Annotated in this window: 8 protein-coding genes; 3 read left to right on the top strand and 5 right to left on the bottom strand. The window is 45.3% G+C overall.

Annotated features, from left to right (window positions below; translation table 11 throughout):
* Positions 1-181: 181 nt before the first annotated feature.
* Positions 182-622, bottom strand: a complete 441-nt coding sequence (locus NIAKO_RS06090) for a CDP-alcohol phosphatidyltransferase family protein (RefSeq protein ID WP_262493748.1) — start codon at positions 620-622, stop codon at positions 182-184.
* Between the two features lie 233 nt (positions 623-855).
* On the bottom strand, positions 856-1,458 hold the full coding sequence (locus tag NIAKO_RS06085) for a BON domain-containing protein (protein ID WP_014217525.1): 603 nt from the start codon (positions 1,456-1,458) through the stop codon (positions 856-858).
* Positions 1,459-1,654: 196 nt separating this feature from the next.
* Between NIAKO_RS06085 and NIAKO_RS38410 the strand changes: the two genes are divergently transcribed.
* Together NIAKO_RS38410 and NIAKO_RS06080 are read left to right on the top strand one after the other, a co-directional pair.
* Positions 1,655-1,810, top strand: a complete 156-nt coding sequence (locus NIAKO_RS38410; RefSeq protein ID WP_014217524.1) for a lmo0937 family membrane protein — start codon at positions 1,655-1,657, stop codon at positions 1,808-1,810.
* A 269-nt stretch (positions 1,811-2,079) separates the two neighbouring features.
* The gene (locus NIAKO_RS06080; protein WP_041348080.1) at positions 2,080-2,514 is read left to right on the top strand and encodes a response regulator; all 435 of its coding nucleotides are present in this window, start codon (positions 2,080-2,082) and stop codon (positions 2,512-2,514) included.
* Between the two features lie 403 nt (positions 2,515-2,917).
* Here NIAKO_RS06080 and NIAKO_RS06075 read toward each other — a convergent pair whose 3' ends face one another.
* Positions 2,918-3,280, bottom strand: coding sequence for an AI-2E family transporter (locus tag NIAKO_RS06075; protein WP_242675511.1), 363 nt, complete (start codon positions 3,278-3,280; stop codon positions 2,918-2,920).
* A 316-nt stretch (positions 3,281-3,596) separates the two neighbouring features.
* On the opposite strand from NIAKO_RS06075, the gene NIAKO_RS06070 reads away from it, so the two are divergent.
* Positions 3,597-6,374 (top strand): fibronectin type III domain-containing protein, encoded by a 2,778-nt coding sequence (locus tag NIAKO_RS06070; protein ID WP_014217522.1) that lies wholly within the window; start codon positions 3,597-3,599, stop codon positions 6,372-6,374.
* 761 nt (positions 6,375-7,135) lie between these two features.
* On the opposite strand, the gene NIAKO_RS06065 is transcribed toward NIAKO_RS06070, so the two are convergent.
* Both NIAKO_RS06065 and NIAKO_RS06060 read right to left on the bottom strand, forming a co-directional pair.
* The gene (locus NIAKO_RS06065) at positions 7,136-10,573 is read right to left on the bottom strand and encodes a VCBS repeat-containing protein (protein ID WP_014217520.1); all 3,438 of its coding nucleotides are present in this window, start codon (positions 10,571-10,573) and stop codon (positions 7,136-7,138) included.
* Positions 10,574-10,589: 16 nt separating this feature from the next.
* On the bottom strand, positions 10,590-12,161 hold the full coding sequence (locus NIAKO_RS06060; protein WP_014217519.1) for a RagB/SusD family nutrient uptake outer membrane protein: 1,572 nt from the start codon (positions 12,159-12,161) through the stop codon (positions 10,590-10,592).
* Between the last annotated feature and the right edge of the window lie 42 nt (positions 12,162-12,203).

Genomic DNA, 12,203 nt, shown 5'->3' with positions numbered 1-12,203 from the left:
TGGGAGGTTTGTATGGATAGGTTCGAAGAACAGGCATTATATAACTAAAAGATTATTTTTTCTTTAACACCCAATACAGTCCATTTACGTTTGCTTTCCATTCAGGCAAAACCATCACAAGGATGATCTCTTCCAGGAGATCTAATATAGTAGCTGCAAACGTTATATAGAAAATAAATATTTACAGGTTGAGGTAAAAAGAAAGCAGTATCAGGAACGATCCCTGCATGAAAGCAGCCCCTTTGGCTGACCAGGTATGAAAACTGGTGATCTTTCGATAACGTAGGAAAGCCAGAACTGTTTGTATAAGAAATAGCGCTACCAGGATAATGACAAATGCCTGCTGCTGTTTAAGAAATGCAGGTTTTAATACTACCACCGCAACAATGCCAGCCACAACAGTAAGATCATCAGCTGCTGAATCCAGTTTCGCCCCCAAAATACTCGTTGCATGGTACCTTCGCGCCAGCCAACCATCTATAAGATCGGTAAAATAACTAAAGGCCAAAAGCCATTTAAACACATGGACCTGATGCTTAAAGATCAGCCATATAAGTACTGGCGCCATAACCAGACGATACAGCGTTATTCCGTTTACAATATAATAACAGCTTTTATTCACCAGGGTATTAAAACTATTACTATGCCCGGTATTGTTTAATGATGTTAATCACAATCTGTGGTGACGAGGCTCATTTTCAGCCCTCGTATAGAATGGTAAATTGTATAAAAATCATATTTTATGACCACTGGCGCCTCACTTCAAAAGAGAGCGAATTTTCAAGCTTACTACCATGCATATAATGAATCTTCCAGCTCCATGTTGTTTTCAACTTCATTTACCCCTGGCGCCGACTAGGCGGCATTTATTGCATCTTCCTGTTCAGCAAATGAACGCACTTTACCCGAAAGTGTTACTTTTCCTCCATCCACCTCCACAACGATCTTTTCGGCATCAATAGTAGCGATCCGCTCAAATGCAGCAATAATTTTTTGTTTTATATTGGCTGTAGTTATAGCAGGTTTTAAAGTTATAAAATTATGAACTGCTATTAACCCCGCCAGGCTGTCAATGGATTTCATTGCGGCGGTACGCTGATAATCCCAATCCACTTCACCTTCCAGTGATACAATGCCATCTTCTACTTTAACCATAATTCTTTCATCCGGCACCAACATATTCCATTTTAACGCATGCAAAACTGCATCAGCAAGTTCGACATCCGACTTTCTAAACAAGGGTAAAGTACCCACCCCTATTTCTTCGGCTACTGCTTTTACTCCTACTACTTTCTTTACTGCATATTCTGCTGCCATTTTCTGGGAATAGATATTTACCTTACCTGAAAGGGTAACAACGCCGTTTTTTACTGACACACCTATTTGAGTTCCCCCTAAGATCGGTTCCCACATCAATTGATCCATCACATCTTTCCGGATCTCCATATCACTTTTCATAAAATCAATTTTAAAGTTGTCAAATAATCTATTTCAAGCGCTGATAAACATCAATTCTGCATGTAAAGTTAAATGTGTGAATGATGTAATTCAATTGTTTAATCATGTAACAGTTGCGAGCAAAAATTGCCTGATCTTTATGTCGATAAGTCTTTATTTGAAAGAATACTATTTTTAATGAGATAAAAATAATTTTATGAGAAGCTTATTATATATCGTAGCCATCATCCTGGTTGTTGGATGGTTAATTGGTTTTATTGGATATCATGCCAGTGGGGCCATTCACCTGCTGCTTGTTCTTGCAATTATTGTTATTGTGATAAATGTTATGCAAGGTAAAAAAGCCATATAGAATCCTTTCCGCTAAAGCATTTGGCGGAGTGAGCCTCCGGAGAAGTCGTACCAGCTAGGTTAACATTTCAATTGGAGATGCACTTGATTTTCCATTACTTTATCTTCAACGGCATGATCAATGCATTGTTGAAGCCAGATGACAAAATGCAATCCAGATAAAGATTTGATCAAAAAACCATAAATATTTTCAATGCAGCGAATCTTTACCAGTTAAGGGAATAAATTACCTATAGTTAACACAGATCATTGATTATTAATACCGTTGCTTTGACTAGAAAATTTCTATTGGTAGATGACGATCTTGATGATGCAAAACTATTTTGTGAAGCAATTGATCAAATTAGTTCGGTAGAATGTATTACAATCGAAAATGGGTTGAAGTTATTTGACCTGTTATCAAAGCATAATATTAACAGCTCAGACGTAATTTTTTTAGATATAAATATGCCTGTGATAAGTGGTTGGGAATGTCTGAAAAAATTGAAGAGCAGTGCTGAATATTACAGAATACCGGTCATCATGTACTCAACATCTTCAGCAAGGAACGATATCGAAAGGGCTTATAATTTAGGCGCGCAATTATTTCTTACAAAACCAATTAGCTTTGGGGAATTATCCAACATTCTTGAGATTGTGGCGACAAGTTCTCAAGATTCCCTTTTAAGTCAACTTAAGGAATTTAAAAGCGCAAAAATAATTTAAGATTAATAAAAGGATATCAGGAGACCCCGGCATTTTCAACTTATAGCAAGAAAACTACATTTCCTCTTTTTCCTGATCATCATCTTTTCCTTCCTGTTCAGCTTCCCGATTAATTTTTTCCTCGGCAATTATAGTAAGACTGGCATTTGCTTCTTTTTCCTTGTCAATGGGCCTCCCCGATACATTTGAGTCTTTTTGTCAAGTACGATTATTTACAATAAACTGGCGGGAGGAGCAATACGGAACGCAATATTTCTTATCCTTCGCTCTTTTCTTTTTCAGTTTCTACGCAGCATCCGGTTCCATCTCTTTTGCCATATGATGCCAATATGCTCGGTACGTACTTCATCGCCAAACAGTTTTCCCCAGGGTTTCAGACCTTCAATTCTGTCAAATATAATTTTTAATATAGCAATAAAGGGAATTGAAAGAAACATTCCAGAAATACCCCAAAGCAACCTCCCAGCAGTACAACAATAATCGAGATCAATGCATTGATTGAACTTTTGAGGACGATTTTTGGAACCAAAAAATTATTGTCGACAAACTGTATCACCGAATAGGTGATAACAATGGCCAGTATTGGTGAAAAACTGTCTTGCGAAATAAGTGACATCAATACAGGCAGTAATATTGCGATTACACCTCCTATAAATGGCAATATATTTAAAATGTCTCCTATTATCCCAATGACTATGGCGTTGGGTACGCCTATGATCATTAAGGCAATGCTATTCAAAGTGCACACGATGGCAGTTTCAATCATCAACCCTACCATAAATCTTTGTATAGCGCTTTTTACTTCATTCAATACTTCAGCAACTTGCATAGAAAAGCCCAGGGCATGAGATCATTAGTGAATGGATTGATTGACATGGGCGCTTACGAGCAGCAATGATGATATAAGAATATTTCTTGATAAAATGAGTCCCGATATTTTGCCGGGGCTTCTATATTTATAGAATCACGTCTATGCAACATCAAAGTATTTTGATCTTCCTGTAATGTTAAAAAAAATACCTTGCGGCCGCCTTGGATACCGTTCAATAAAAATCCGATTTCCACACCCAGAAAACAAAACAATGAACCATACCCTAAACCATGCAATCCTTTGCGTGCTGTTGATCATTGCTACTATGCAAAAGGCAAAGGCCCAATGCCCTGCCGCCACACCCCTGACTATTAATTCGATTAACTCTACTGAAAGCCGTTGCGCCGCCACGGGAAAAGCTACTGTATCGGTATCGGGTGGTTCTACCCCTTATGTCTTCAGTATTGTTGCGGGCCCCGCTTTATCACTGCCGCAATCGTCGAATATTTTGCAATCGCTGGCGCCGGGCAGCTATACCGTACAGGTAACCGATAGTTGTAATACATCTGTTACCGGTAATTTTACAGTAACCGGTACGTACACGGTTCCCTCACTGGATGTTACCACGCAATCGCCCAGCTGTTCTTCGAGCAGCGATGGTTCTATAACCTTCCATGTTACCGATGGCCGCGGGCCGTTTATAGATTCGCTGGTGAGCCCATCGCCTGTTATCGCGGGGCTATCTGCAGGCAACAATGTATTTACCAACCTCCCCGCCGGCAACTATACCTGCAAGGTGATCGACTCGTGCGGTAATTTTCAAACCAGGGTGGTAACGCTCAATGCAAGCACCAGTAGTGTGACGATTGCTGCGGCAGGCCTCCAATACCTGGGTTGCGATTCTTTTGCCTGTAATGTTGAATGTTTTATAAACGGTTTCAAGCCCCCTTATACCGTTTCGTTGACAGGGCCCGATGGCACCGTTACTACGAATACGGTCAATACCCCTGACATTTTCGGCGATATTACAAGCCAGTTCACGCTTAAGTATCACCATATTCCGGGCGATAACAAAACCATGGCCGTAAGCGTCACCAATAATTGCGGCGTAACCGGTTCCGCTGTCATTATTCTTGATCTACAGGGGTTCGATATGGTTGCCAACTCCGCCGTTTTACCCGGTTGCAGCGGTCAATTCGCCTATACATTTGATCAATATAATGACAACAGCCAATTCCCTTCCTCCAAGCATTGCAGCACCATTACCTATACCTTGGTAAGCCCCACCGGCGCCATCCTGGCTACACAGACCAATAACTCAACGTTTTCAGGATTTCCACCCGCTGCGGGATATAAAGTGATCAGGCAGGATTGCTGCCAGAAAGATTCCCTGCAGTTCGACTGGGCAGGCGGAGCTGCATTTCATATTACCAATGCCTTCCCGATGATATACGCCTCCTGCAAGGAAGGAACAACAGGTCTGCAAATGAATTTCAATTTCAACTCCAGGCAGGGGTACATCGTGGTGGCATCAGGCCCTTCTTCCATGACAACTGTCGATGGCACGGTGCATCCCCTGACCTATCCTGATACCATAAAAAATGTAACATTCAACGGGGTGTTGCTGGACTATTTTACCGTAGGCACTTATAAAATAATCGCCATTACCACGTGCGGCGAGCAAGACAGTGTAATGGTTACTATAGGACCTGGTGATCTACGCCATTCCCCGTTCTCCGCATCGCTGGTAAAAGGTTGTACGAACGCCAGTAAGATCCTGCTGTTTGCTTCAACCAACACATATTGGTCTTCTGCATTTCCCGATGGCACCATCACGGTCAATTCGATCTATAACAAAGGCGCTAATAGTCCCTCTTTCAGTGATGAGGTGACGAATCTTTCGCCCGGGACCTACTATGCCGCCTACCACTACAGTACTGCTTATAATCCAACCTTCCTTAACGACATGAGCAGTTGGGGGTGTGATGTTGTTACCGATACCATCGTTGTCCCTGTGTATACACAGCCCTTGTTCAATCCGGCTGCTGCCGTTGCCCTTTGCGGGGCCACCCGGCAGGTAGCATTGCTGCCCGACAGCACACGCGGGATACTGCCGTTTCAATACCAGATCCTCAACGGGCCCTATGCCACGCCGCTGCAGGCAAGTCCTGCATTCACCGGTCTTGCCCCCGGCACGTATACGTTCCTGATGACCGACGCCTGCGCCAACAGTTATTCGCGCAGCATTACCATCGACACCCTGGTGGTACCAAATGTGGTCACCACCGGTAGTACCTGTATTGGAGGCGCCGCCGTGCTCAGCCTTCCTTCCAGCCCTTTCTTCAGCTACTCCTGGCAGCGGCCCGGCGGATACTTCAGCACCGGAAATACCCTTGTGCTGAACCCTGTCTCTATTTTGGATACCGGAAAATATATCATTTCAGTTACCAGCACCGTAGGCGGCTGTACCAGCACCACCAGCAAAAGCCTTACGCTGAGCGCCTGTTCTACACTGGCAGAAACCCTGTTGCATTTTAGCGGTCAGCGTAAAAACGGTACTGTTCAACTGCACTGGCAAGCCACCAATGAAGAGAACATTAGTTATTATCTCGTTGAACGAAGCACAGATGGCATTGTGTTTACGCCAGTACAGCGGGTAACGGCTACAGAAAACACCGTGAATAATTATACAGCGACAGACATGCATGGGCCTTCAGGGGCTGTTTACTACCGGCTACAAATGGTTGAAAACAGCGGCATAGTGCGCTATAGCCCCATTATTCTGTTCAATAACAATAATGAACAGCCGTTCAATGTATATCCCAGTTTGATCACTGGCAATACACCGGTTACGGTTACCTGCCCGGTTACCAATCATACGTCCTACGTAAGAATAATTGGCGTTGATGGCAGGGTATGGCGTACCATTCCCGTTGCGGCAGGCATAACCCAAACCCGTATCGACGTTACGTCCCTGGCAACAGGAAGCTACTTCATTGTTTCCACCGGCAATAACAATTTAGTATCTATACCTGTCTGGAAAGAATAACAGGAGAAACATCGAAACAGCCTATAAGCAGAAGGGGCTACATTTGTATTACGAGATGGAGATAGATGTTATTATGCCGACGAAGATGCTGTAAGTCCTCTTTGGAAAGGCAGGCATTCTCCGATAAACGCTTGTATCAGCGGATGGGCCATGCTTAACAGGCAGCCTGTGGTAATTGAAAACATCTATGCTGATAGCCGTATTCCGGCTGATTTATACAAACCAATATTTGTAAAAGCCTTTGATAAATCCAGCGTGGCCACCAGATTGGATTCGAACCAGAAATCATTGAGAATAATCTGATCCATCTGATTATACATAAATACTTTAATACAGACCAGTGTATTACAACACAAAACCCGCTACCAGAGCGGGTTTTGAATTATTGATCCAATTTCGTGAACCGGATTGGATTCGAACCAATGACCTGCTGCTTAGCTTACCCTCTACAGGTTTCCCTGCTCCCGACTTACAGCCAGGATTTGTGGTCTGGACTATATCTTCACCATTTCAGGTGTGCCACGTGTAGTCTCTACGGAACCCCTTGCAGGTTTCCTCGGTATTGCCATCTGCTTGCGCAGGAAGGTTTCACCGATATAGTGGCATCCACTTATAAGGTTTCGTTTCCCTTATAAGGCTCCTAGTAATTTGAAGGCAGCTGCTCTATCCAACTGAGCTACCGGTCCTAAGAACTTTGCCCCAACTTTCATTGGGGACGCAAAAATAGCTTTTTATGGCTGAATTTCCTTGTCCGGGGCAAACTATTTCATACGATTCACGGCCATAACCTTCAGGTAATCATTATTTACAGCTACCAGCACCATTTTCTGGCCCCTTGCGGTGGTTATCAGGGCCATATCTTTTACATCGCCTCGCATAATGAACCCGCTCCGCACCGGCGGAATGGCCTGGAATTGTTTATGACCAACCCCCTTAAGGAAGCAGCCGTAACTGGCATCGTACCGGCCCGTCATCACTTCGGTCTGGTATTCATTGCCGGCCAGCAGCAGATCGGTAACCCCGTCGCCATCAAAATCATCGCACAAAATGGCATTTACCGGGGCAAACTGGGCCTCGGGCGGCAGGTAATGGCGGCGGAATTGTCCGTTTCCGGCGTTTTCGAACCAGCAACTGTGGGTTTCGGTACAGGTGTACTGGTGCAGACTGTCCTTTTGTTTAAAAATATCGTCAAAGGTGGCCTGCGCATACTGGGCATGGTGCAGGAATTGTTTTTTGATGGCGGGTACCTGGTCGGCAAACTGGCGGCGGTTAATGCCGGGATACAATCGCCTGGCGCCCGTGTGGTCTTTTATATAATAAAAAGGAATTGGGTCAATGCTTCCATTGCCATCCAGGTCGGCGGCAAATAATTCCATCGGCGTGCTGTCGCTCACCTGGTAATCGCAATTCATGCCCAGGTTGCCGGCTACCAAATCAAGATCGCCATCCTGATCAACATCGGCGGCAACCAGACTGCGCCACATGCCGCTCAGCCCTCCTACCCCGGTGTTCATTTCCTGTAAATGGCCATGATCGTTTTTAAAGAACCGGAGGGGCATCCACTCGCCTGCTATTACCAGGTCGGGCTGGTGATCGTTGTTCAGGTCGGTAAATACGGCGGAAGTGACCATGCCGGGATGTTGCAAGGCGGGACATACAATGGCGGTTACGTCGGTAAACACACCTTTGTTGTTATGCAGAATATAACTGCGGCCGGGTAATGGATAACTTTTGCTTACGCGGCTGCCGATAAACAGGTCGGGTTGTCCATCCCCATCATAATCGGCAGTTTGTACACAGCCGGCAATAATGCGAATGTTGGCCGGGATAGCATTGGGTTGTAGGTGAAAATGTCCCTTGCCATCGTTGGTATATAAACGCGGTGTGTTGTAGGGCGAATGTTCTTCCATTTGTACATTGCCACTGGTCACCAGCAGATCGGGATCGCCATCCCCATCGGCATCAAAGAAAACACAATCCTGGTCTTCTTCCATTTTTATACTATCGGTAAGGGCCTGCGCTTTGAACTGTCCGTTTTGTTGTTGTATAAAGAACTGGCCGGAGAAATTAAAGGCCCCACCTATGAACAGGTCGGTGAGGCCATCGTGATTGAGATCGGCCGTTGTTATATACGGACCCAACTGCGAAAACTTTTGGGGCAACAATCGTTGTTCGCCAAAGTCGTTGTAATTACTTTCTACATGGCGATAGTTAATATGCGTTGCTGGTGTAATGTCTGAAAATACAGCCTGCAGATCATTCGTGCTGCTCTCCCACGTTTCTCGTGCAGGCTGTTGCGTTATCTCCAATAACGAATCCACTGCCACCTTCCGCAATACCTGGTACGTATTGTCGGGCCAGATGGTAACAATGGAATCGATATGTGTATTCGATCCCACTCCAAACAGCAGTTTGGTATCTACTGTTGAGAAGTATCCGCGCACGGGATTTTGCTCCTGTACCTGCTCCTGGTTACCGGTATACACTTTTACTTTGGCGCCAAAGGCATGTTGGTTGGCAGCGCCGCCTTTTAAGTTTATGCCAATAAAATGATTGGTTACCGGTTTTCCCTTTGCATTGGTACCATTAATAAGCACAAATGCTTCTTTGTTTATATTGTTCACTACAAGGTCAAGGTCGCCATCGTTATCCAGGTCGGCCCAGGCCGCGCCGTTCGACATCGACGCTTCGTTCACCCCTGCCTGTTGCGAGATATTGGTGAACGTATAATTGCCGTTGTTCCGATACAAATAATTACCCAGCTCAACATGGTTCAGGGAAGCGAGTTTGTCGTTTATCAGCTTTCGCTGTTGTTTCAGATCGCTCACCCTGCCCATTACGGTGGAACTGAATTCCAGGAAATCGGCATTTATAAAATCACGCCCAATCCCATTGGTAATGTGCATGTCCTTCCAGCCATCATTGTCAAAATCGGCCATCAATACACTCCAGCTCCAGTCGGTACTGGAGATGCCCGCCATTTGGCCCACTTCACTAAAGAACGGAGCCCCCTCCCGGCCTCCCCCGGTGGGGGAGGTGTTGGTAGCCTCGTCTCTATTGGCATCATTCCGATTTGTCGAGCTCAAGAATGTATCTTTCCAATTTCCATTATTTAATTGCAACATATTCCGCATAAACTCCGGTTCATATCCATACGAGCGTTCGGCCTGGTAGCGTTCGTAATTCATTACCGACCAGGTGAGTTTGCGGCGTTCGTTGTTTTCGGGCATCATATCCAGCGTCACTACATCGGGCAGGCCGTCGTTGTTTACATCGGCGGCATCTGCGCCCATACTGCTGTAACTCTGGTGTTGCATACTGCGGGCAATGCAATTGGTAAAGGTGCCATTGCGGTTGTTCAGCCACAGGATATCGTTCGATAGAAAATCGTTGGCTACATAAATATCCGGCCAGTTATCATTGTTGAAATCGCTTACAACCACACCCAGTCCATATCCATCATCTTTGATATTGGCAGCCATTGACACATCGGTAAACACCGGGTGATGAGCCTCCCCTACTACTCCATCGTTGCGGTACAATTTATCATTGGCGGGAGATTTCCCGGTTTGATCGCGGGGATAAATAGTGTTGGCATTGGCGCTGCTGAGCAAATAATTGGTGAGGTACATATCCAGGTCGCCATCTTTGTCGTAATCAACAAACACTGCCTGGGTGGAGTAACCGGTATCTGCCAGTCCGTATTCAGCGGCTGATTCTTTAAACGTCAGATCATGCTGATTAATGAACAACAGGTTGGCCGCGCGTTCCAGCAAATTCTTTCCAAACACACAAACGTAAATATCATCATAGCCATCGTTGTTGATATCTACCACGCTTACGCCGGTGGCCCAACCGCTGGTGCCGCAACCAGCTTTTGCCGTAATATCTTCAAATGTGTTATTGCCTTTATTGATGTACAGCTTTGAGCTCACCTGGTTACCGGTAAAATAAATATCCTTTAATCCGTCGTTGTTAAAATCCCCGATGCCTACGCCGCCACCCATATATCCAAACTCATTGATGAATGAATGGGTCGAGTCTGTTTCATTTACCTGGTTTATAAAATGTATACCTGTCGCTGTTGAGGGCAATGACGTAAATAAAGTATCCCGTTCTTTTGTTTTACAACCTACTGAATAAAAAAATATCAATAATACCGGCAACCGAAAAGCGATGTGCTTTTTTGATGAACCCATAGGCTAGAAACTATTTTTAGTAACCCCCGTTTTGTTTATTGATGCCATTGGTAGCCAACTGCGGATTGTTGTCTATTTCCTGCTGCGCAATAGGCAGCAATTCGTCGCGGCCTTTTTTGAAGTAAGGCAGCGGATCGGCGTTTGCCGGGTAATAACCCTTTTTCCGCCAGCGCAAAATATCCCGGTTGCGAATTTCTTCTCCACCCAGCTCTACTGTTTTTTCATGCATAATGGCTTTGGTTATCTGATCTTTGGTAGTGGTGGGAAACTGCGCGGTTGGGTAATGCGGCATGTTCACGCCCGGCCGGTCGCGCACCTGGTTCAGGTAATCTACTGCAGGTACCGGGTTGTTCAATTCATTTTCACATTCTGCCAGCATCAATAACACCTCTGCATACCTGATAATGCGTTGGTTATTGCCACCACCTGCGCGGTCGCCGCCCTTCCCGTGTTTATAAATGATCATGAACTTGCGCCAGCTTATTTTTTTGGTAACGCCATTCAATATAGACGAATTACCATTCTGATCATCATCTGTAAGCACAGAATTACCATTGTTATAAGTATCGCCCGATTGGTACACCGACATGGCAAAACGCGGATCGGTTTTGGCAGCGCCGGTGGCGGTATTTTCAAATTCATTTAAATAATGATTGGAGGGGATCAGGTTACGCCAGGCTATAGGCGAATATTCCTGGTTACGCACTGTGCCCTGTGGCTGGCTGGGATCATCTCCCTGTCCGCCCCAGTTAAACTGGTTGGGCTTGTTCTCGAAGAAAACAGCTTCCCATATAGATTCTTTATTGAACTCAGTTTCTTCGAGAAAGTTATCGCCATAGGGAATATTAATGGTATACAGGTTCAGGTTCTTTACGGCAGTCAACGCGGTTTTGGCGGCCACGTAATCGCCTTTTTGCATCTGCACCCGGCCCAGCATGGCATACGCGGCGCCTTTGGTAACGCGGCCGCGGTCTTCATCGCCATAAGTTGCTGGTAAAGCCGCTGCGGCATCGGTAAGGTCCTTTACTATCTGATCGTAAATAGTGGTTTCCGCTGAGCGGGACTGAAACTGGTTGGAGGCAGTTACGGGTTCCAGGTACATAGGTACCGGCCCCCACATACTTACCAGCTCAAACAACGACCAGGCCCTGAAGAATTTGGCCTCGCCTACGTTGCGGTCGCGCAACGCGGTATTATCATTTACATTGGGCGCATACTTTAAAACCGTATTGGCGCGATGCATCACCGTATACAAGCCATTCCAAACCGAATTCATTACCGAGTTGTCGGGTGTGGTTGCCCCGTTCAGGATCTGCGCGCGGGGCACTTCCAGCTGCCCCCCACCCGCTGCATCATCATCGCTGCGCAGGTCATGTATAAAGAACCATTCGCGGCCAACCAGCGAACCGCCATGAAAAATGGAATAGATGGCGTTGGTGCCTTTCAGCAATTCATCGCTGTTGCGGAAATAAGTGTCCAGCGTAGGATAGCTGGGATTTGTTTTATTGAGTTGCTTTTCACAGGCAATGACAGTAACTACTGTGAGCAACCCAACGACTATGCTATATCTATAAAAATTTCGTTTCATACTAAGCAATTGTTGAAATGAATCAAATCAGTCAAATTAATC

This window comes from Niastella koreensis GR20-10, from assembly GCF_000246855.1.
Lineage (GTDB): Bacteria > Bacteroidota > Bacteroidia > Chitinophagales > Chitinophagaceae > Niastella > Niastella koreensis.
Note: the sequence above shows the minus strand (reverse complement) of the source record. Positions and strands in the feature narration are given on the sequence as shown.

Bases quoted from the DNA above. Each gene is read 5' to 3' on its own strand.
- NIAKO_RS06085 (WP_014217525.1), bottom strand. From the start codon at position 1,458: ATGAAAAGTGATATGGAGATCCGGAAAGATGTGATGGATCAATTGATG.
- NIAKO_RS38410 (WP_014217524.1), top strand. From the start codon at position 1,655: ATGAGAAGCTTATTATATATCGTAGCCATCATCCTGGTTGTTGGATGG.
- NIAKO_RS06060 (WP_014217519.1), bottom strand. From the start codon at position 12,161: ATGAAACGAAATTTTTATAGATATAGCATAGTCGTTGGGTTGCTCACA.
- NIAKO_RS06075 (WP_242675511.1), bottom strand. From the start codon at position 3,280: ATGATTGAAACTGCCATCGTGTGCACTTTGAATAGCATTGCCTTAATG.
- NIAKO_RS06065 (WP_014217520.1), bottom strand. From the start codon at position 10,573: ATGGGTTCATCAAAAAAGCACATCGCTTTTCGGTTGCCGGTATTATTG.
- NIAKO_RS06070 (WP_014217522.1), top strand. From the start codon at position 3,597: ATGAACCATACCCTAAACCATGCAATCCTTTGCGTGCTGTTGATCATT.